The sequence below is a fragment of the Peribacillus sp. NPDC097675 genome (assembly GCF_050277655.1).
Lineage (GTDB): Bacteria > Bacillota > Bacilli > Bacillales > DSM-1321 > Peribacillus.
Genome location: NZ_JBNNSK010000001.1, coordinates 406,412 through 428,016 on the forward strand (window position 1 = coordinate 406,412; position 21,605 = coordinate 428,016).

Genomic DNA, 21,605 nt, shown 5'->3' on the forward strand with positions numbered 1-21,605 from the left:
CTAAAAATAAATTTTGTCCAATGAATCTCTAAAATGTATTGAGATATTGGATTTTCGTTACTCGTGACTGCCATATAATCATTTTGTCTTTTTTGAATGAATCATGTTTTCCTTTCATTATTGGTCTCCTTTCTTGTATTTACCAATTTAATTTAATCATGAGGATAAAGGAAGAAGTTAAAACTATCCTTATAGATAAATTGACTAGTTTAAATAAAACCATGACCTGATATGGTCGCAGAATGGAGACGAATATGAAACCATTTATCCCACAACTTGTGTATATAGAACCAAAGGCACTGGAATACCCGCTTGGAAGAGAACTAAAACAGAAATTTGAGGATTTGGGTATCGAGATACGTGAAACGACTTCACATAATCAGATTCGGGACTTGCCTGGAGAAAATGACTTTCAAAAGTATCGCGTAGCAAAGTCCACACTCGTGGTAGGTATCAGGAAAACGTTGAAATTCGACACTTCGAAACCTTCAGCTGAATATGCAATTCCTTTGGCCACGGGATGTATGGGGCATTGCCACTATTGTTATTTACAGACGACGCTCGGTGCAAAACCGTATATTAGGACATACGTCAATCTGGATGAGATCTTTGAGGCTGCAGAAAAATATATAAATGAGAGAAAACCAGAAATCACACGTTTTGAAGCCGCTTGTACGTCGGATATCGTCGGGATTGACCATTTGACCCATTCTTTAAAACGGGCAATTGAATACTTCGGTAAAAGTGAATATGGTGTGCTCCGTTTTGTGACGAAATTTCATCATGTCGATCACCTTTTAGATGCCAAACATAACGGGAAGACAAGATTTCGTTTCAGTATTAACTCGAGGTATGTCATTAAGAATTTTGAGCCAGGGACTTCAAGCTTTGAGGAAAGAATGGAGGCGGCACGAAAAGTAGCGGGTGCTGGGTATCCTTTAGGTTTCATCGTTGCACCCATTTACAGGCATGAGAACTGGCAGGAGGGTTATCATGAATTATTCGAAAGGTTAAGTGTAGCCTTGAAGGGGGTACACATTCCTGATTTAACGTTCGAATTGATACAACATCGTTTTACGGGACCTGCTAAAAAAGTAATTCAAAAAAATTACCCGAAATCAAAATTGGAATTGGATGAAACAAAACGAAAATATAAGTGGGGCCGTTATGGAATTGGTAAGTATGTTTACCAAAACGAAGAAGCTAAAGAACTGGAAACCACCATCAGAGGGTATATAGAGGAGTTTTTTCCCGAATCTGTCGTGCAGTACTTCACTTAAAGAAAAAGTTTCCGTTAAATCAGTCATAATAATCCCTAATCCTGCTTAAAGATGAATAGACCGGGTTAGGGAGGGCAGCTATGATCATTGACGGCGTATTTTCCGGAGGCGGGATAAAAGGGTATGGTTTACTGGGAGGCTTCCAAGAGTTGGAGGAGAATGGGTTTACTTTTCATAGAACGGCAGGGACAAGTGCCGGCTCTATAATAGCTGCTTTTATTGCAGCTGGATATACAGGGGAAGAAATGGAGAAGCTTTTTCTTGATATAAACCTTTCTGGTTTACTGGACAGAAGATACGGTCTTATACCGATTCCTTTTGTCAAATGGCTTCTCGTTTATTGGAAATTAGGTTTATATAAGGGGGAAGCATTGGAGAAATGGGTAGCTGAAAAATTGGCTATTAGAAATGTAGTGACCTTTAAAGATATTCCCCCACAATCTCTTCGTATAATTGCCTCGGATATTACAAACGGAAAGTTGGTCGTATTGCCTGATGATTTGAAGAACTATGGGGTAGACCCACTCACTTTTCCAGTAGCTAAAGCGGTAAGGATGAGCTGTAGCATACCCTATTTTTTTGAACCTGTTAAATTGAATAATGGTAAACGAACTTCTTTATTTGTCGATGGAGGGGTCCTGAGCAATTTCCCTATGTGGTTGTTTAATTCAGAACATGTAAGAAAGGAACGTCCGGTCATCGGTTTGAGATTGAGTACAGATGAAATTTGGAAGCCACATGAAGTGGATAATGCAGTAGAATTATTTTCCGCCTTGTTCAAAACGATGAAAGATGCCCATGATTCACGTTATATTTCTAAAAAACATGTGAATAACATCGTATTTATTCCAATGAAAGGACTCTCTGCAATGGATTTCAATATGAATGATGAAATGAAGGGAGAGTTAATCGAGCGGGGACGTGTATACACAAGGGAATTTTTAAAGCGATGGACCTATTAATAAGTACAAAAAATCGGGCTCTTAAAATGAGGCCCGATTTTTCTTTTTATTTTTTTTTCCTTCAATGACGGTTAAGTGACTATCCGTTTTTTTGCGTGTTGTAATTTTTTTTGATGTTTTCGCTGCAGAAAAGCTAGCCACATTATCCTTTTTAGAAGATTTGCTTTTTATCCTTTTTTTCGACTGACGCGCAGCCTTACGAAATGCCTGCTGCTCTTTTTTTACTGGCTTACTCTTTGTTAACCCGGTGTAAATCATATAAATAATCCCTGCGACTGCGGCTATAATCAGAATATTTTTTAGGAGTCCAATCGGGTCATTAAACATTCTGCTTATTAATCCGAAGATTCCGAGGGCGATGATACCGTATATCAAAATTGATATGAAACGTTTCAACAAAGACACCTCCTTAAGAGCATCATGAGCATTTTTTGCTAATTTTAAACATTATACATCCTAAATTTTACCAATATGAAGAATGGTTTATATATTCTTATTACAAAAGTTTGTTATTAGTGTTTTACACAATAACATCTGAATCTAAACCTTGCTCAGTATTTTTTTCCATCCTTAAGAGCTCATTGAAGGAAGCAAGTGCAACCTCGACTTGATCGTCAGAAGGGGCTTTGGTTGTCAATAACTGTAGCCAAAGGCCAGGATATCCTAGGTAACGAAGAACCGGGATGTCTCTCACCTTATTAGTCAATTGCAATACCTCAAAAGCGATACCGAGGACGACAGGGATGAGTAAAACACGGTCAACGACTCGGAGCCATAGAGGATCGGTCGGGACGAGAAGATACACAAACATGCCAACGATTACGGTAAATAAAATAAAGCTGCTACCACAACGGTAATGGAGCCTTGAACTGGCTTGAACATTGGCTACAGTCAATTCTTTGCCACTTTCAAAACAATTAATTACTTTATGCTCTGCTCCATGATATTGGAAAACACGCTTGATTAATGGCGTCATGGATACTATGTATATATAAACGAGTAATAGTATCAATTTAAACAAGCTTTCCACCATGATCTGTGCCAGGTGACTAGGAAAGATGGGTCTCGTCAATTCAGCAAGAAACACGGGAACAAGAGTAAACATCAGTTTTCCAAAAAGAAAGGATAGGACGCCTATAACGGCAACGCTCAGCCACACGCTTAGTCTCGAAGATTCCTTAGGGTCTTTTTTCTTTTCTACCTTCGTTTCATCCGTTTCTTCTTCATACTGTTCTGTAGAAAAATTAAGATGTTTAGAACCGGTGCCACTTGATTGTATAAGCGCAACGATGCCACGTACAAACGGAACTTTTTTTAGCCGATTCAGAGAAGGCTTTGATTCTCGTGGTAAATGATAATACACAATCGTTGAATCCTTACGTCGGACAGCGGTCACTGTGTGATGTTTGCCGCCGAACATAACGCCTTCAACGACAGCCTGCCCTCCATAAACGGGTTTTTGAACCTCAGACATTTCTACACCAACCTAACTAGTTTTTCACGTAGCTCTCTCGTGGATGCTAACATGTTACCCTCATGTATGTTCAGGATTTATATGACGAACTATCAAAACCATTCAGAGATTCCTAAACAACAATGAATGAACGATCTCAGGAAGAAATATTTCATACATATAAACTTCAACAAACAATGGAAATTATCCTTTGAGAAAAGTACATTATTTATGAATTAATCATACAGAATAATTACTAAAACCTCTAGTAAATCTACCCCCTGCGGACAAAAAAAGAAAATATTCCTATTTAAGAAAGGACATACTACATATCGGAGGTGTTTGAAATGTCTTCTAATGAAAATGAAAATACTCTGCAGGAAGATAAACGTTTGTTGTTTGCTAATGTTTTCGCCATCGGTTTCTTTGGAGGAATCTTTGCTAGTTTGGCCGGAATAGTGGCACATTATTTTAAGTTTATGGAGTTTAGCCCTAAATTCATACTAACCTCCTGGTCGGACATGACCTGGATTGATCGATGGCAGGGAATGGTGATGACTGTGTTGGTGTTCGGAATCCTTTCCATTGGTATTGCTTTTATATATTATGGGCTCTTAAAAAAAATGAAAAGTATCTTTGCTGGCATTATTTACGGATTGTTTTGCTGGGTTATTCTGGTTTTTGCCTTGAAGCCGATGTTTTCCGATTTGCCTACTTTTTCAAAGATGACATCGAATTCCATCATAACCAGTGTTTGCATTTTTATTTTGTACGGCCTTTTTATAGGATATTCTATATCCTATGACCATCACGAATATCTGCGTCAAAAAGAAATCGCTCAAAATCAGTCAGGAAGCTAATCTGGCTGTTTGTAAAAAAGTAGTAAGACAATTTATACTTATGATAGAATATTCATGGAAAGCATTCTTTAACCATGAGCAGGTGTGAAAGATGAAAGAGATCTTATTAGTTAATGGTCCAAATCTAAATCGATTAGGTAAACGGGAACCGGTGCATTATGGTTCCACGACTCTAGAAGATTTGGAAGCACAATTACAAAAGCAAGCAGAAGGGTTAGACGTGACATTAATCTGTTTCCAATCTAACCATGAAGGTGCGATCATCGATAAGCTTCATTGGGCAGAAGACCATGGGGTGGATGGGGTCATCATCAATCCAGGGGCTTTCACGCATTATAGCTACGCGATTCGCGATGCAATTGCGGGTATTGATGTTCCAGTCATTGAAGTGCATATCTCGAACATACATGCCCGTGAGAGTTTTCGTCATGAATCGGTGACTGCCCCTGTATCTGCTGGACAGATCGTAGGGTTGGGGACGCAGGGATATGAATTGGCACTACAGGCCATTACGAAGATTGCAAAGGGGAGAAATGAATGAATAAGTTGGAACGGTTGCGAGCTTCGATGGAAAAAGTGAATGTTGATGGGTTATTAATCACAAGTACATATAATCGCCGGTTTATGACCGATTTTACGGGCAGTGCTGGTGTGGTCCTTATTTCGCAGAAAGGTGCTAAGTTCATCACTGACTTCCGCTATGTAGAGCAGGCAGGGAAGCAGGCCGTAGGTTTCGAAATCGTTCAACACACGGGAACGATTATTGAAGAAGTCGGAAAACAGGCAAAAGAGATGAATATTAGCAAGCTTGGCTTTGAACAAGATCATATGAATTATGCAACATATAAGGCTTACGAGAAGGTTATTGATGGGCAACTTATGCCGTTGTCTGGAGTTATTGAGAATTTACGCTTGATAAAGACTTCTTCAGAGATTAAGATATTAAAGGAAGCGGCTGCTATCGCTGATGCTGCCTTTACACATATTCTTGATTTTATTCGTCCAGGCATCACGGAGCTGGATGTGTCCAATGAACTTGAATTCTTTATGAGAAAGCAAGGAGCAACTTCATCTTCTTTTGATATCATTGTCGCCTCGGGGGTTCGATCGGCTCTTCCCCATGGCGTTGCAACGGATAAGATTATTGAAAAGGGTGACTTCATTACATTGGACTATGGTGCGTACTACAATGGATATGTCTCGGATATTACACGCACAGTAGCAGTCGGTAAGCCAAGTGAAGAACTAATTAATATTTATGACATTGTTTTAGAAGCCCAATTACGCGGAATGGCTGGGATCAAACCTGGTATGACGGGTAAGGAAGCGGATGCACTAACTCGAAATTTAATTGAAGAAAAAGGATTTGGGCAATACTTTGGTCACTCGACAGGTCATGGAATTGGCCTGGAAGTTCATGAAGGCCCAGCATTATCCTTAAGGTCTGATATCATTTTAGAACCGGGCATGGCAGTTACCGTTGAGCCGGGCATTTATTTACCAGGCATTGGCGGCGTACGCATTGAAGATGATACAATCGTTACATTAGATGGTAACGAAGCACTTACACATTCATCAAAAGAGTTAATCATTCTGTAAACATGTACATGTAGGAGGACAAATTTATGATTTCTGTAAACGATTTTCGCACGGGTGTTACTATTGAAGTAGATAATGGAATTTGGCAGGTTATCGAATTCCAACACGTTAAGCCAGGTAAGGGAGCTGCCTTTGTACGTTCTAAACTACGTAATCTTCGCACAGGTTCCATTCAAGAAAAGACTTTCCGTGCGGGTGAAAAAGTGGCGAAAGCACATATTGAGAACCGTAAAATGCAGTATCTTTACGCGAGTGGAGACAGCCACGTATTCATGGATAACGAAACATACGATCAAATTGAACTTCCAGCTTCAAGCATTGAACGCGAATTGAAATTCCTGAAGGAAAACATGGAAGTACATATCATGACTTTCCAAGCGGAAACACTAGGTGTCGAGCTTCCTAATACAGTTGAACTTGAAGTTGCAGAAACAGAGCCAGGCATCAAAGGCGATACATCTTCAGGTGGAACAAAATCGGCTGTACTTGAAACAGGCCTTTCCGTTCAAGTGCCTTTCTTCATCAACCAAGGCGATAAGTTATTAATTAACACCAACGAAGGTTCATACGTATCACGTGCCTAATCATACGAAGTCCGGGATTAATTTCTCGGGCTTTTTTTTGTGCTTTTTTAAGTTTAGTAAAAGGATACCAGACTTTGGTTTCTTTAATTAGCTTGTCATCATTACGGGATTCCCGGCATACATTTTATTGAAAGTGGTGTATACAGGAGGATTGTCTAAATGGAAATGGTACTTTCTTTTCTACCGAAAAAATTATCCGCACATCTCCAAGCCATGACACCCACGATGATCGAAAAGATGGAAGAGTTAAGAATTCGAGTGGGTAGACCGTTAGAGGTGATAGTAGGGGGGGATCCTTTCTTCTTTCCTTATGAAGTGACTCCAAGTGATGCTGAGCAAATATTGAATTCTATAGGCCAATTTTCGTTATATACGCTAGAAGAAGAATTGAAGCGCGGATATATTACCATAGCCGGAGGACATCGTGTGGGACTTGCCGGTAAGGTCATCCTTGAAAATGGGGCGGTTAAGGCAATAAGAGATATCTCGTCTTTTAACATCCGAATCGCGCGTGAAAAGATAGGAGCAGCCGAACCGCTCACTGCTTATTTATATAATGGTGAATGGCAACATACGCTTCTGATCGGTGCTCCCCAGTCGGGAAAAACGACCATTCTACGTGATATAGCCAGGATGATATCTAGCGGAATGGATAGGAAGGGCATCGCTCCTCAAAAAGTGGGTATTGTGGATGAGCGATCAGAAATAGCTGGTTGTGTCCATGGTGTGCCTCAGCTCAGTTTCGGACCAAGAGTGGATGTACTTGATGGCTGTCCCAAAGCGGAAGGGATGATGATGATGATTCGCTCCATGTCCCCAGATGTACTAATCGTAGATGAAATTGGTCGGGTAGAAGATACACAAGCGGTACTTGAAGCCGTGAATGCAGGGATTAAACTGATTATTACCACGCATGGACATACGCTGGAAGATTTGAAAAAACGTCCTTTTATCTCAGAAATCTTAAAGCAAAATATTTTTGAACGTTTTATCGAATTACAAAGAACCAAGTCCGGTGCCCGCAGCTACAGGGTATTCGATTCAGCGGGTGCGCACTTATCTCCGGGGGAAGTTGTGAGCTCTGATGTTTAAATTAATTGGAGCGGTTATCATCATTTTAGCCACAACATGGTCAGGTTTTGAAGCAGCTAAGAAATTAAGTCTGCGTCCCCGCCAGTTACGTCAACTAAAAGTCGCCATGCAATCGCTTGAGGCGGAAATCATGTATGGACAGACCCCATTGAAGGAAGCTTCCCAGAAGCTCTCCAAGCAGATGCCAAAACCGCTATCCGTTTTTTTCGAAACATTTGCAAAACGACTTAATTCTGGCGAAACGACAGTAAAAGAGGCTTGGGACGATAGTTTGAAGAGAATATGGCAGTCGCTTGCCCTAAAACAAGGGGAGTTTGAAATTCTTTCTCAGTTCGGTGAAACGTTAGGGAAGAGTGATAGGTACCAACAGCAGAAACAGATCATGCTAACGATGGCGCATTTGGAACGAGAAGAGGGTGATGCACTGGAACGACAGAATAAATATGAAAAGATGATGAAAAGCCTAGGGTTTTTATCAGGGTTATTATTAATCATTTTGCTGATGTAGGGCATATGCGGGAGGAATTAACATGGGCATTGATGTGGACATCATATTCAAGATAGCGGGTGTGGGCCTGGTCGTGGCATTTCTTCATACGATTCTCGATCAAGTAGGCAAGAAAGAATATGCCCAATGGGTGACACTTTTCGGCTTTATCTATATTTTATTCATGGTAGCTTCTGTGGTAGAGGATCTATTTCAAAAAATTAAGTCCGTATTCCTATTCCAGTAAGGGGGTAATCGCGATTGAAATCATAAAAATCGTCGGAATTGCCCTAGTAGCCACCTTTCTAGCCCTAATAGTCAAGGAACAGAAACCTAATTTTGCTTTCCTGCTCGTCATTTTTGTTGGGTGCACAATCTTTCTTTTTCTAGCGGATAAAATATACGAAATCATTTTAATGCTTGAAAAGATAGCAATCAATGCAAATGTGAATACAGTCTATTTGGAGACTATCTTGAAGATTATCGGAATCGCCTATATTGCGGAATTCGCTTCACAAATCACGAAAGACGCTGGTCAAGGTTCATTAGCCTCCAAAATAGAACTAAGTGGGAAAATCTTGATCCTGGCCATGGCAATTCCTATTCTAACGGTCATTATTGAAACAATTATACAGATGCTCCCTAGTTAATGGATGATTCCAACTAGTCAATGAGGTGAATGTATGAAGCAGCAGATGCCTTTCTTATTCTCCCTATTCTTTTTATTCTTTTTCCTGCATACATCTGTTGGACATGCTGCCGAAAATGGTGAAATCAAGAAAGAACCCATTATGCAATCCGATGAAGAACAGACCATGAAGGATAATCATGAACCAATCATGCAATCAGAATTGGTACAAGCCCAGATTGAGAGGCTTGGCGTCGATGAGCTCAAGCAATACTGGGATGATATCGTAACGGAATATGGTGGTTTCCTACCCGAAAGCCAAAAGGGAAGTTTCATGGACTTTGTAAGCGGGGAAAAACAGTTTTCATTCAATCAGTGGTTCAAAGGCATAATAAAATTCGTATTTCATGAACTTCTCGTAAACGGTAAATTACTGGGGTCACTCATTTTGTTAACCGTGTTCAGTATGTTCCTGCAAGCCCTACAGAATGCTTTTGAACGAAGCTCAGTGAGCAAAGTCGCCTATGCAATTGTTTACATGGTATTGATCATTTTAGCATTGAACAGTTTCCATGTGGCCATTGAATATACAAAAGATACGATTGATTTGATGATTTCCTTTTTAATGGCGCTCCTACCATTGCTACTAGCTTTAATAGCAGCGTCAGGTGGTCTTATATCTGCGGCGTTCTTTCACCCAATCCTGATGTTCCTGATGAATACAAGCGGGATCTTGATACAATATGTCGTTCTTCCATTACTATTTTTCGCCGCCATTTTAAGCATTGTCAGTACGCTGTCCGAGCATTATAAAGTGACCCAGCTTGCTCAATTACTTCGAAACTTTGCCATTGGCATTCTTGGTGCATTTATGACGATATTCCTCGGTGTGATTTCCGTTCAGGGAGCATCATCGGCTGTAGCTGATGGTGTGACAATAAGGACAGCAAAATTCATCACAGGCAATTTCGTTCCTGTGATAGGGCGGATGTTCACAGACGCGACGGATACTGTCATCAGTGCATCCGTCCTTCTTAAAAATACGGTTGGATTGGCAGGCGTCGTAATCCTTCTGCTTATAATCGCCTTCCCTGCCATAAAAATCTTAATGATTGCCTTTGTCTATAAATTGGCGGCAAGTCTTCTGCAACCTCTCGGAGGAGGACCTGTCATAAACTGTCTCGACATCATCAGTAAAAGTATGATTTATATTTTTGCAGCGTTGGCCATCGTATCTCTCATGTTCTTTTTATGCATTACCGTAATTATTGCAGCTGGGAACATAACGCTGATGGTCCGCTAGGAAGGATGAAGTGTGAGTGAGCTTTTTAGCTGGTTGGATAACAAATATTATCGTTTTTGTATTGCTGGCAACCGTGATTGATATGCTTCTTCCAAGTTCCGCACTGCAAAAATATGCGAAAATGGTCATCGGGTTGTTATTGATAGCCATTATTCTCACTCCAATCTTGGGGTTATTTCATACCGATTTTGAAAAGATCCTTACTACTGTGACAAGTGAATTTGAAAATAAAAATAAAAAAGATTTAGGAAATTTAACAGAAATGAAGAAAAAAGAAATACAAGCTACCCAAGGTGCATATATTTTAGAACAAATGGCTGTTGAGCTACAGACAGAAGTAGAAGAGGAGTTGATAGAGGATTATAAAGTGAAAATCAGTTCGATTGATGTAGATGTCATCAATAAAGAAAGTCCAAGCTTAGAAGAATTGCAACATATCAATATTTCTTTGGAGGAGGCAGAAAAAGAAGGCTCAACTTCCGCGATAGAGACGGTGGCGAAGGTGGATATTAACACGGGGGAGGAGACTTCTTCCACTCATGTGAATTTCGAAGCCGTCAAGAAGTTTCTGGCAACAAGCTGGTCTGTAGATGAAGAGATCATTGAAATCGCCGGGGAGAGGAGTGACTAAAAACATGGATAAAGAAAAGGGTCCATTATCCTGGCTAAACAAACTATTGAATAAAGATTCGGACCAAAAAGATCCAAAAGATAAAAAACCGCCAATGTATGTCTATGCCTTAGTTGTTGTCCTTTTGGGTGTGGGAATCATGATGGCCGGAAATCTTTTGAACACTAGTGACCAAACTGGGAAGATTATGGATGATAAAGCAGTATTCAGTAGTGATAAGCAGGATAAAGAGGATGTAGAAACGTTTGGGCAAAAAAATCAGGGCGATTTCAAATCGACAAAAGATTATGAAGTTTACCTTCAAAATGAGATGAAGGAAGCGTTAGAATCCATCTCAGGTGTAGATGATGTAAAAGTCGTAATCTATGTGGATGCTTCCGAGAAAAAAGTCTATGAAAGAAACAAAACCACTCAAAAACAAGTCACTCAAGAAACCGACCAAGAAGGCGGAAAAAGAACGGTCGAAGACACCTCCGTAGATGAACAGCTTGTCCTGATTAAAAATGGGGAAAAAGAGGGACCAATCATTTCCGAAACCCAAAAGCCCAACGTACGCGGGGTACTCGTTGTAGCCAAAGGGGCAGAAAACATACAAATTAAGAAATGGATTGTCGAAGCTGTAACACGTTCGCTGGATGTGCCAAGTCACCGGGTTTCTGTCATGCCTAAAAAATAAGGGGGAAAACGCACATGTTATTAAAAAAACAAACGGTTTGGTTATTGACGATGTTGAGTCTAGTGGTGGTACTTTCGGTCTATTATTTAACAGCTCCAGAGCAAAATGCAGCTGATTTGACTGCAACGGAAGAACAAAAAGAAAATAAAATCGAAAGTAAAACTGAAAGTAAAGAAGACAAAGCGAAGGATAAAGACAAGAAGACTTCTACAGACGAAGCTGGTTCGTCTGTCACCATTGCATCCGGTGATGAATTTGAAGCATTAAGAATGCAAATTGAGGATGAGCGTGCCAAATTGAATGAAGAATTAACGGTTAAAATGGGTGATACAGATCTATCGGCTGAAGAAAGAGATGAAGCCTATGCTAAAATTGAACAATTAAGCGAGACGAAAGTGAAGGAAAATATCATTGAAAACTTAATCGTAGCAATGGATTACAATGCAGCGCTTGTTCGCGTAGATGGAACGGATGTAAAGGTTAGCGTTAAAGCGGATAAACAAACGAAAACAGAAGCTAATAACATCATTCGCCTTGTACGTAAAGAGGTGGAAAATGCAGAAAATGTAGTCGTGAATTTTCAACCCGAAAAATAATTTATAATGTTAGTGGGAACTGATACACAACAGTTCAAAAGGGAATGAATATACGCAAAAGGCCTTTTCTTTAGTAGAAAAGGCCCTTTTTTTTGGAAAATAAATGATTTTGACAATTAGGTGGATCCAAGAGAAGGAGAGAGAGAGGGGTGATAATACTCACCTTCCTTACGCCCTCCTTTATTCCATAAAAGTAATAAATAAGGATAAAACCAGTGATTTTTATGGTTTAATCAGCCATGAAATAGAGATTATCCTAATAAAGTAATTTTAAAAAATTCACAATCTTATGATAAAAGTGTAATATAGAAGTGTAAATACCAAGTCGCAACTAATCTATCATTGAATATTTACAAGCTAATATTGTATGATATTAGAAGCAGGTATTAAAAGGTATAAAACATCCTGCAAGACAATATTTTTGAGAAGTTTAATATTCTGTTATAATACAGGGAAATATGTAAATATCTCGATGTATTATTAGAAAGCTGCATCAATGCAAAGAGATCGCAAGAGCCATACAACACATGGTAAAAGTTACATATACACATTAAATTGTCTCAAATTTCCATTAAATTAGACAAGGGGTGCCTAAAATGAAGGTCCAAGAAATTCGTGAAATTATTAAGCTAGTCGATCAATCCGACATTGGTGAATTCGTTTATGAAAATGAAGGAACGAAAATTAAATTAAAGAAAACAGAGGTAGGTACAGTAGCTTATCCAGCTCCTGCTCAAGAAGTCGTTCAAGTTAAAGCGGCCGAAGTTAAACCTGCACCCACTGCACAGCCAGCAACAAAGGTAGCGGAAACGCCAGCAACACCTGTAAATGAGCAAGAGAACTTACATAAAATTACTTCCCCAATGGTGGGAACGTTCTACCAATCCCCATCTCCAGATGCTGATGCTTATGTGAAAGTAGGCTCCAAAGTTTCAACGGATAAAATTGTCTGCATCGTTGAAGCTATGAAACTGTTTAATGAAATCGAAGCAGAAGTTAACGGGGAAGTTGTTGAAATACTTGTAAAAGAAGGCCAACTTGTAGAATATGGTCAACCATTATTTTTAGTGAAGCCTGAATGAGGAGCTGTTTCTAAATGATTAAGAAGGTATTAATTGCCAATCGCGGTGAAATTGCAGTCAGGATTATTAGGGCTTGCAAAGAACTTGGTATTGAAACCGTAGCGGTTTATTCGGAAGCCGACAAGGAAGCGTTGCATGTGCAAATTGCTGATGAGGCATACTGCATAGGACCTAAGTTATCAAAAGATAGCTATTTGAATACGACGAACATCATCAGTACAGCCAAGAAAACAGGTTCGGATGCGATTCATCCTGGCTATGGTTTCCTTGCTGAAAATGCTAATTTTGCAGAACTATGCCGTGAATGTAATATTATATTCATAGGACCTAGTCCTGAAGCCATAAATAAAATGGGAACGAAGGACGTGGCAAGGGAAACCATGCGTAAAGCCGGTGTCCCAATCGTACCTGGTTCTAAGGGAATCATTAAAGATACGGACGAAGGTGTTTCTCTTGCCAATGAAATGGGCTACCCAGTCATTATTAAAGCCACTGCCGGTGGTGGGGGTAAAGGTATCCGAGTAGCGAGAACGGAAGAAGAGCTCGTTAAAGGCATTAACATAACCCAGCAGGAAGCAGCAACGGCCTTCGGCAACCCGGGTGTATATATTGAAAAGTATATCGAAGATTTCCGTCACGTCGAAATCCAGGTAATGGCTGATAACCACGGGAATGCCATACATTTAGGCGAGCGTGACTGCTCCGTTCAAAGACGTCTGCAAAAGCTTGTAGAAGAAACTCCATCTCCGGCACTTGATGGCGAGACTCGTGCGGAAATGGGACAGGCGGCCGTTACGGCTGCGCTTGCTGTTAATTATTCTGGCGCAGGTACGGTAGAATTTATTTATGACTATGTGAATAGAAAATACTATTTTATGGAAATGAATACACGTATACAAGTGGAACACCCTGTTACGGAAATGGTCACAGGTGTCGATTTGATCAAAGAACAAATCAGGGTTGCTTCTGGTGAAAAGCTTTCCCTTTCACAAGAAGATGTCAGCTTTAACGGCTGGTCAATGGAATGCCGGATCAATGCAGAAAATCCTGAAAAGAATTTTATGCCTTCCGCAGGCAAAATTCAGATGTATCTACCTCCTGGTGGCTATGGAGTCCGTGTTGATTCTGCAGCATATCCAGGGTATACGATACCACCATATTACGATTCCATGATTGCTAAATTAATTGTCCATGCACCGACAAGAGAAGAAGCAATTGAAAAAATGAAGCGTGCTTTGGGCGAGTTTGTCATTGAAGGAATTAAGACCACGATTCCTTTCCATATTAAGTTACTTCAGCACGAACAATTTGTTTCTGGAGAATTCAATACCAAATTCCTTGAAATATATGATGTAATGAACTCATAATGTAAAGGAAGACAGGAGGTGCTTTTAGAATGAGTGAATTGGAAGGCAAGTTACTCGAAATGGATGAATACAATAGTGGACTTGGTAAAGTGGAGATTGCACCTGAGGTTATAGAGGTTATCGCAGGTATAGCTGCATCAGAGGTTGAAGGTGTAGCACATATGCGTGGGAATTTTGCTACGGGTGTAGTCGAAAAGCTTGGCAAGAAGAACCACGGTAAAGGCGTTAAGGTAGACTTAACAGGAGAGGCAATTAAAGTCGATCTTTATTGTGTCATGAAATTTGGTGTTTCTATTCCGAAAATTGCACAGGAAGTTCAAGACAACATTCGTGAGGCGTTATTAAATATGACCGCTATTGACGCTGGTGAAGTGAATATTCATGTGGTAGGAATAGCTTTCGAAAATGCAAAACAGGAAGCGGATTACGAGCAAGAAGTGTAATCGGAATCATTCTAACTCTAACCTGCAAAAACCCGACTATGTGTCGGGTTTTTGTTTTTAAGGTCCTTATTTAATGAGATTCATCCACCTCTAATAATTTTCTGTAATACGAACATAATAAGGCGGTGTATGGAAGTTTCCCTTTAATTTACGGGCGTTTTCTGTTAGAGTGTAAAAGATGAAATATGATCATGAAAGCTAGGCAAGAGCTTTTGACAGTTTCGAAAAATATAACTTTCTGTTGAACAAAAGAGTATATATAGAATATATAACGTGAATACTCACGATGAATAGAGTTGAGTTCACGTAATTAAGAGTCTTTTGGCCTTTGTATTAGTGGGAAATCGATTAATTAAGAGGAAAATTTAATAAAAAGCTTAATATTTTCGATGATTTGTTAATTAATGTTCGTCTGTACTAGCATTTTCATATATAATAGTAGATGTCAAAGGAGTAAGATTATGAAAAGAAGAGTAGCCCGTGAAAAATCCCTTCAAGCACTATACCAAATAGATATTGCCAAGTCAGAGCCGGAAGAAGCTATGGAAAGTGTGCTGAATGGCGCACCTACTGACGAATATTTTGAAACATTAGTTACAGGGATCGCGGAACAACGTGAACAAATTGATGGAATGATCAGAGAGAATTTGGAAAACTGGACACTTGAAAGACTAGCGAATATCGATCGAAATCTACTGCGAATCGCAGTTTATGAAATGGTCTATAGTGAGGATGTTCCGGTAAGTGTTGCGATGAATGAAGCTATTGAAATTGCTAAGAAATTCGGTGATGACCAATCAAGCAGCTTTGTGAATGCCGTTTTATCCAAAATCAAAGAAAAAATCGGCAACTAAGGCTGTTTAGATACTGATAAGTCTCCGCAATTTCTTTAGCAAAAATTAACTTGGGAGGAACGATCATGTCAGCTCAAATCATTAATGGTAAAGAAATTGCAGAGGCCGTAAGACAGGAAATTAGCAAGGAAGTCCAACAATTACGTGAAAAGAATGTCGTGCCAGGTTTGGCCGTTATATTAGTTGGTGACAATCAAGCTTCACAAACCTATGTGCGAAACAAACAAAAAGCCTGTGAAGATTTAGGCATGCATTCTGTTTTAATTAAACAACCTGCAGATTTAACACAGCAGGATTTGATACGAAACATCGAGGAATTAAACCAGGATGACAGCATTCATGGAATTTTGGTGCAGCTGCCATTACCTGGACATATTCAGGAAAAAGCGATTATTGAAGCGATATCACCTGAGAAGGATGTTGATGGGTTTCACCCAATCAATATCGGCAGGATGATGACGGGACAGGACGCTTTTTTACCGTGCACGCCTTATGGAATCATGATCATGCTTGAACATATCAACTATAAGCTTGAAGGAAAGCATGTAGTCATCGTAGGAAGAAGTAATATCGTAGGTAAACCAGCAGGACAGCTGTTTTTAAATGCGAATGCAACGGTTACATATTGTCATTCTAAGACGAACGATCTTGCTTACTATACGAAACAGGCTGATGTTGTAGTGGTAGCTGTTGGGAAAAGAGATACAATCACTAGTTCCCACATTAAAGAAGGTGCCGTTGTAATTGATGTTGGCATGAACAGAAATGACGAAGGTAAGCTTTGTGGTGATGTTTCGTTCGAAGATGTGAAAAATAAAGCTTCTTACATAACTCCTGTACCAAAAGGAGTAGGGCCAATGACGATTACTATGCTCATGAAGAATACTGTTAAATCTGCTCAGAAAACACTTAACTTGGATAAACAAGCAATGAAAAGTTAAAAAAAACGCCAAATTATTTTAAAGAAGCGGACCTCTTGTTTTATAATAACAAGAGACCGCTTCTTTCTATATTAAGATTACTGGGAAGTATAAGTCTGCTTTATAGGCTAGCTTCCTTTATGTCCGATTCTGTCGGAAGGAGATAAAAGATGAGCGACCAACAATATTTAAGTGTGTCGGCATTGACGAAATATATTAAAAGAAAGTTCGATGTGGATCCACATTTGCAAAATGCATACATAAAAGGAGAAATATCCAATTTTAAACAGCATACAAGTGGGCATATGTACTTTACTTTAAAAGACGAGAAAGCCCGTCTGCTTGCTGTCATGTTTGCGGCTAGTAACAAAGGGATGAAATTTCTTCCTGAAAATGGAATGAAAGTGCTGGTAAGGGGAGATATTTCCCTATATGAAGCAAGCGGACAGTATCAGTTGTATGTCAAAAGTATGGCTCCAGACGGTGTAGGGGACCTATACATCGCCTATGAACAGTTAAAGAAAAAGTTGGAAGATGCAGGATTATTCTTGCCTAAACATAAAAAGGCCATTCCGAAATACCCCAAATCAGTGGGGGTTATTACCTCACCGACAGGGGCAGCCTTAAGGGATATAATAACGACGATCAAGCGACGCTATCCAATAACTAGAATCATTATTTATCCTGCTCTTGTTCAAGGGAACAATGCAGCTAAATCAATTGCACAGGCCATCTCACTGGCAAATGCAAGGGCCGAATCCGACGTGCTGATTGTTGGAAGGGGCGGTGGTTCCATAGAGGAGCTATGGGCGTTCAATGAAGAAATAGTAGCAGAATCGATTTACGATTCGGATATCCCGATTATTTCTGCGGTGGGACATGAGACTGATTTCACGATAGCTGACTTTGTTGCGGACATGCGGGCGCCAACTCCTACGGGGGCAGCAGAGCTTGCAGTTCCCCATTTAAATGAAATATTGGAAAGGTTGATGAACCGTAAGAATCGTTTGACACGCTCCATTCAGGAGAAAGTGAATTCCGAACGTACGCATTTGAGTAGGCTCGAAAGGTCTTATGCCTTCCGTTATCCTCATAAAATGTATGAACAAAAACTTGAACAGCTAGACAGAGCGACAGAGAGATTAGGAAAAACGAGCACGCGATATTTCATGAAAAAGAGGGATGATTTGAATCAGATGACTGACATTCTGAAAAAACAGCATCCTGAACAAATCGTCAAGACTTCAAAAGAAGACTTACAGCAGTACGAAAGAACATTGCGTAAGACAATGGAAGCGATTTATCGCCAAAAATCACAGCAATTCGTTTCATTGACAGCTACCTTGTCGGCCTTAAGTCCCCTCAAAATCATGGAGCGGGGTTATGGGCTTGTTTTTACCGAAGATGAGAAGCTGATTAAGAGTACACAGCAAGTATCGACTGGGGATAAGATAGCTGTTTCAATCAAAGATGGAACACTTGAATGTGAGATAACCGAAATAAAGGAGCGGATTGAGCCATGACGGACAAACAGGACTTTACATTTGAAGAAGCAATGGAAAACCTAGAGAAAATAGTCGAACAATTGGAAGAAGGAGACGTTCCACTGGAAAAAGCCATTTCCATTTATAAACAAGGTATGGATTTATCAAGACTATGCCATACCAAGTTAAAAACGGTCGAGGATCAATTGACGCAAATTTTACGCGAAGATGGGGAACTGGAAACCTTTGCTGTGCAGGAGGAAGAATAATATGAGTACAGCAACCTTTGATACCTTTTCAAAAGAGTATAAAGCTCTAATAGAAAAAGAAGTCGTTGAATATGTACAGAAATTGAATGCTCCTGCAAGTGTTAAAGAAGCTATGTCCTATTCCTTGGAGGCAGGGGGGAAACGTATCCGTCCTTTATTGGTCTTCTCGGTATTGGCAGCATTCGGCAAAGATATGAGATTGGGGATACCAGCAGCAGCGGCACTTGAAATGATTCATACATATTCCTTGATTCATGATGACTTACCAGCGATGGATGATGATGATCTTCGACGCGGGAAACCGACCAATCATAAAGTGTTCGGTGAAGCGGTCGCAGTCCTTGCAGGTGATGCGCTGCTTACCTATAGCTTCCAATTGATAGCCGATATAGCGGATCCTGAAGTAAGTGCTGAAATGAAGTTGGAGTTAATAAGTGAAATTGCAAAGTCTGCAGGTGCCGAAGGGATGGTTGGTGGACAAGTAGCTGATATGGAAGGTGAAGACAAGCAGTTGACCCTTAATGAGATGGAGTATATTCATGAACATAAAACGGGAAAACTATTGGAGGCAAGCATCCTTTCTGGTGCGATTTTAGCCGGAGCCAATCCAAATCAACGACAACATTTACGTGACTTTGCATATCACCTGGGACTTGCTTTTCAAATTCGGGATGATATTCTTGATATTGAAGGTTCAGTTGAGGTAATAGGCAAGCCAGTCGGCAGTGACACGGCCAATCATAAAAGCACATATCCATCATTGTTGACGCTTCAGGGAGCAAAGGATAAGCTGAATCAGCATATTCACTTAGCGCATCATTCCTTATCGGAAACGAATTTACAAACTGGGCTGTTGAATGAATTGACCAATCTAATTGCGAACCGAGATCATTGAGCGCTACTAAATTTGTTAACGAACAAAGTTTTATGGTATACTCATTGTGAAAATTTATGCAAACAAAAATGACTTTATAAATGACGATACGTGATAAAATAGGTACAATAAGCCGCCGAAATCACCTGGGTGTTGGCGGCTATTTTTAACTTAAAAAGAATTTTTCGGTCAAGCCTTTTATATAGTCGCTTTTAGGCTTTGATTATGCTTATAACCGGAAATGACAGAAAGTGAGTGGTCCTGTTTGGATCTTCTATCTATAAAAGACCCTTCATTTTTGAAGAATATGAATAATGAAGAGCTTGTCGAATTGAGTAAGGATATTCGTAAATTCCTTGTGGAAAAATTATCGGTAACAGGTGGGCATATTGGTCCCAATTTAGGCGTAGTAGAGTTGACAATAGCGCTTCATAAAGAATTCGATAGTCCGTACGATAAGATTTTATGGGATGTTGGTCATCAATCCTATGTTCATAAAATTTTAACAGGAAGAGCTGGGGAGTTTGATACCTTAAAGAAATATAAAGGTCTTTGTGGCTTTCCTAAAATGGTTGAAAGTCCTCATGATGTATGGGAAACGGGCCATAGCTCGACTTCCCTTTCTGCTGCGATGGGGATGGCTGCAGCTCGCGATATCAAGGGAGAAAAAAGTTTCATCTTACCTGTAATTGGCGATGGCGCCCTTACAGGGGGGATGGCTCTAGAAGCTCTGAACCATATCGGTGATGAAAAGAAGGACATGATTGTTATCTTGAATGATAATGAAATGTCCATCGCTCCTAATGTAGGCGCTTTACATTCGGTACTGGGTAGATTAAGGACTGCAGGGAAATACAATTGGGCAAAAGATGAATTGGAAATGTTCTTGAAGAAAATCCCTGCCGTTGGTGGGAAGCTGGCAGCAACAGCCGAACGTTTGAAGGACAGTATGAAATACTTGTTGGTCTCTGGCATGTTTTTCGAGGAACTAGGTTTTACTTATCTTGGACCAGTAGATGGCCATAATTATGAAGAACTGCTAGAAAACTTGAGATTTGCCAAGAAAACAAAGGGTCCGGTCCTTCTGCATGTAATCACCAAAAAAGGAAAAGGATACTCGCCTGCCGAGTTGGATACGACCGGCAATTGGCATGGGACAGGTCCTTACCAAGTGGAAACAGGTGACTTTGTTAAATCCCCTACTAAAGGTCCGGCTTGGAGTTCGTTAGTAAGTGAAACTGTACGTAAGCTTGCACGGGAGGACGAACGTATAGTAGCGATAACACCTGCAATGCCTGTTGGATCGAAGTTAGTAGGTTTTGCGAAGGAATTCCCTGAGCGTTTCTATGATGTCGGAATTGCTGAGCAGCATGCGGCTACTTTTGCAGCTGGATTGGCTACACAGAAAATGAAACCGTTTTTGGCCATTTATTCTACTTTCTTACAGAGAGCGTATGACCAAGTGGTACATGATATCTGCCGTCAAAATTTAAATGTCTTTATTGGAATTGACAGGGCGGGACTTGTCGGTTCTGATGGGGAAACGCATCAGGGTGTATTCGATATTGCTTTCTTACGCCATATCCCTAATATCGTATTGATGATGCCGAAAGATGAAAACGAAGGTCAGCATATGGTCAATACAGCCATACACTATAACGATGGTCCCATAGCTATGCGTTTTCCACGTGGAAATGGACTTGGTGTTGTCATGGACACTGAATTACAACAAATTCCTATCGGTTCTTGGGAAGTCTTGAAAGAGGGCACGGATGCTGCCATCTTAACATTTGGTACAACCATTCCTATGGCTCTTGAAGCAGCAGCCAAACTTGAAAAAGAGGATTACTCCGTTAAAGTTATCAATGCTCGTTTCATAAAGCCTCTTGATGAAAAAATGCTTAGTAGTTTACTTGGTGAAAAGATGCCACTGCTTACAATTGAAGAAGCAATTCTTCAAGGGGGATTTGGTAGTTCGGTGCTTGAGTATGCACATGATCAAGGTTTCTATGGGGCAATCATTGACCGTATGGGTATACCAGACTATTTCATTGAACATGGGAGTGTCAACGAGTTACTGGATGAAATTGGCTTGAATACTGATACCGTTATGAAGAAGATAAAAATGATAACGCCAAAAAAAGAAAAAAGGGCTTGACAA

At 40.1% G+C, this 21,605-nt stretch carries 25 protein-coding genes; 23 read left to right on the top strand and 2 right to left on the bottom strand.

Going from position 1 to position 21,605, the window contains the following annotated elements; all coding sequences use genetic code 11:
• Positions 1 to 254 precede the first annotated feature (254 nt).
• On the top strand, positions 255 to 1,280 hold the full coding sequence (splB, locus tag ACQKL5_RS02005) for a spore photoproduct lyase (RefSeq protein WP_427606347.1): 1,026 nt from the start codon (positions 255 to 257) through the stop codon (positions 1,278 to 1,280).
• A gap of 80 nt (positions 1,281 to 1,360) precedes the next feature.
• A complete protein-coding gene (locus tag ACQKL5_RS02010) occupies positions 1,361 to 2,242 on the top strand; it encodes a patatin-like phospholipase family protein (protein WP_427606348.1) in 882 nt (293 codons plus the stop codon).
• Between the two features lie 21 nt (positions 2,243 to 2,263).
• Here ACQKL5_RS02010 and ACQKL5_RS02015 read toward each other — a convergent pair whose 3' ends face one another.
• On the bottom strand, positions 2,264 to 2,638 hold the full coding sequence (locus ACQKL5_RS02015) for an SA1362 family protein (RefSeq protein ID WP_427606349.1): 375 nt from the start codon (positions 2,636 to 2,638) through the stop codon (positions 2,264 to 2,266).
• Between the two features lie 124 nt (positions 2,639 to 2,762).
• Positions 2,763 to 3,716, bottom strand: coding sequence for a DUF1385 domain-containing protein (locus ACQKL5_RS02020; RefSeq protein ID WP_427606350.1), 954 nt, complete (start codon positions 3,714 to 3,716; stop codon positions 2,763 to 2,765).
• A gap of 326 nt (positions 3,717 to 4,042) precedes the next feature.
• On the opposite strand from ACQKL5_RS02020, the gene ACQKL5_RS02025 reads away from it, so the two are divergent.
• From ACQKL5_RS02025 to dxs, 21 genes are all read left to right on the top strand, one after another.
• The gene (locus tag ACQKL5_RS02025; RefSeq protein WP_427606351.1) at positions 4,043 to 4,555 is read left to right on the top strand and encodes a YqhR family membrane protein; all 513 of its coding nucleotides are present in this window, start codon (positions 4,043 to 4,045) and stop codon (positions 4,553 to 4,555) included.
• 91 nt (positions 4,556 to 4,646) lie between these two features.
• On the top strand, positions 4,647 to 5,096 hold the full coding sequence (aroQ, locus tag ACQKL5_RS02030) for a type II 3-dehydroquinate dehydratase (RefSeq protein WP_427606352.1): 450 nt from the start codon (positions 4,647 to 4,649) through the stop codon (positions 5,094 to 5,096).
• A complete protein-coding gene (locus ACQKL5_RS02035) occupies positions 5,093 to 6,154 on the top strand; it encodes a M24 family metallopeptidase (RefSeq protein ID WP_427606353.1) in 1,062 nt (353 codons plus the stop codon). Before aroQ ends, ACQKL5_RS02035 begins: the two co-directional genes overlap by 4 nt.
• 26 nt (positions 6,155 to 6,180) lie before the next feature.
• Positions 6,181 to 6,738 carry an elongation factor P gene (gene efp / locus ACQKL5_RS02040; protein WP_034308328.1) on the top strand — a complete coding sequence of 186 codons (558 nt, stop codon included), beginning with the start codon at positions 6,181 to 6,183 and terminating at the stop codon, positions 6,736 to 6,738.
• Between the two features lie 159 nt (positions 6,739 to 6,897).
• Positions 6,898 to 7,830, top strand: coding sequence for a stage III sporulation protein AA (spoIIIAA, locus tag ACQKL5_RS02045; protein ID WP_427606354.1), 933 nt, complete (start codon positions 6,898 to 6,900; stop codon positions 7,828 to 7,830).
• On the top strand, positions 7,823 to 8,338 hold the full coding sequence (spoIIIAB, locus tag ACQKL5_RS02050) for a stage III sporulation protein SpoIIIAB (protein WP_427606355.1): 516 nt from the start codon (positions 7,823 to 7,825) through the stop codon (positions 8,336 to 8,338). The genes spoIIIAA and spoIIIAB overlap by 8 nt, the downstream gene beginning before the upstream one ends.
• Positions 8,339 to 8,360: 22 nt before the next feature.
• Positions 8,361 to 8,564 (top strand): stage III sporulation protein AC, encoded by a 204-nt coding sequence (gene spoIIIAC, locus ACQKL5_RS02055; RefSeq protein ID WP_034308319.1) that lies wholly within the window; start codon positions 8,361 to 8,363, stop codon positions 8,562 to 8,564.
• Positions 8,565 to 8,571: 7 nt separating this feature from the next.
• Positions 8,572 to 8,967 carry a stage III sporulation protein AD gene (gene spoIIIAD / locus ACQKL5_RS02060; protein WP_427606600.1) on the top strand — a complete coding sequence of 132 codons (396 nt, stop codon included), beginning with the start codon at positions 8,572 to 8,574 and terminating at the stop codon, positions 8,965 to 8,967.
• 33 nt (positions 8,968 to 9,000) lie between these two features.
• Complete coding sequence (spoIIIAE, locus tag ACQKL5_RS02065; protein ID WP_427606356.1) at positions 9,001 to 10,248, top strand: stage III sporulation protein AE; 1,248 nt, start codon at positions 9,001 to 9,003, stop codon at positions 10,246 to 10,248.
• Between the two features lie 16 nt (positions 10,249 to 10,264).
• A complete protein-coding gene (gene spoIIIAF / locus ACQKL5_RS02070) occupies positions 10,265 to 10,879 on the top strand; it encodes a stage III sporulation protein AF (protein WP_427606357.1) in 615 nt (204 codons plus the stop codon).
• 4 nt (positions 10,880 to 10,883) lie between these two features.
• Entirely contained in the window at positions 10,884 to 11,555 is a 672-nt protein-coding gene (gene spoIIIAG, locus ACQKL5_RS02075) for a stage III sporulation protein AG (protein WP_427606358.1), read from the top strand.
• A 14-nt stretch (positions 11,556 to 11,569) separates the two neighbouring features.
• Complete coding sequence (locus ACQKL5_RS02080; RefSeq protein WP_427606359.1) at positions 11,570 to 12,151, top strand: SpoIIIAH-like family protein; 582 nt, start codon at positions 11,570 to 11,572, stop codon at positions 12,149 to 12,151.
• 596 nt (positions 12,152 to 12,747) lie between these two features.
• On the top strand, positions 12,748 to 13,233 hold the full coding sequence (gene accB / locus ACQKL5_RS02085; protein WP_427606360.1) for an acetyl-CoA carboxylase biotin carboxyl carrier protein: 486 nt from the start codon (positions 12,748 to 12,750) through the stop codon (positions 13,231 to 13,233).
• 14 nt (positions 13,234 to 13,247) lie between these two features.
• Positions 13,248 to 14,600 (top strand): acetyl-CoA carboxylase biotin carboxylase subunit, encoded by a 1,353-nt coding sequence (gene accC, locus ACQKL5_RS02090; protein ID WP_427606361.1) that lies wholly within the window; start codon positions 13,248 to 13,250, stop codon positions 14,598 to 14,600.
• 29 nt (positions 14,601 to 14,629) lie between these two features.
• A complete protein-coding gene (locus ACQKL5_RS02095) occupies positions 14,630 to 15,043 on the top strand; it encodes an Asp23/Gls24 family envelope stress response protein (RefSeq protein ID WP_427606362.1) in 414 nt (137 codons plus the stop codon).
• A 461-nt stretch (positions 15,044 to 15,504) separates the two neighbouring features.
• The gene (nusB, locus tag ACQKL5_RS02100; RefSeq protein ID WP_427606363.1) at positions 15,505 to 15,897 is read left to right on the top strand and encodes a transcription antitermination factor NusB; all 393 of its coding nucleotides are present in this window, start codon (positions 15,505 to 15,507) and stop codon (positions 15,895 to 15,897) included.
• 65 nt (positions 15,898 to 15,962) lie between these two features.
• Positions 15,963 to 16,838, top strand: a complete 876-nt coding sequence (folD, locus tag ACQKL5_RS02105; protein WP_427606364.1) for a bifunctional methylenetetrahydrofolate dehydrogenase/methenyltetrahydrofolate cyclohydrolase FolD — start codon at positions 15,963 to 15,965, stop codon at positions 16,836 to 16,838.
• A gap of 149 nt (positions 16,839 to 16,987) precedes the next feature.
• Positions 16,988 to 18,340, top strand: a complete 1,353-nt coding sequence (xseA, locus tag ACQKL5_RS02110; protein ID WP_427606365.1) for an exodeoxyribonuclease VII large subunit — start codon at positions 16,988 to 16,990, stop codon at positions 18,338 to 18,340.
• Positions 18,337 to 18,570, top strand: coding sequence for an exodeoxyribonuclease VII small subunit (locus tag ACQKL5_RS02115; protein ID WP_427606366.1), 234 nt, complete (start codon positions 18,337 to 18,339; stop codon positions 18,568 to 18,570). The genes xseA and ACQKL5_RS02115 overlap by 4 nt, the downstream gene beginning before the upstream one ends.
• Before the next feature lies 1 nt (position 18,571).
• Positions 18,572 to 19,465: a polyprenyl synthetase family protein gene (locus ACQKL5_RS02120; RefSeq protein ID WP_427606367.1), complete on the top strand. Its 894-nt coding sequence runs from the start codon at positions 18,572 to 18,574 to the stop codon at positions 19,463 to 19,465.
• Positions 19,466 to 19,709: 244 nt separating this feature from the next.
• Complete coding sequence (gene dxs / locus ACQKL5_RS02125) at positions 19,710 to 21,602, top strand: 1-deoxy-D-xylulose-5-phosphate synthase (RefSeq protein ID WP_427606368.1); 1,893 nt, start codon at positions 19,710 to 19,712, stop codon at positions 21,600 to 21,602.
• Positions 21,603 to 21,605 lie beyond the last annotated feature (3 nt).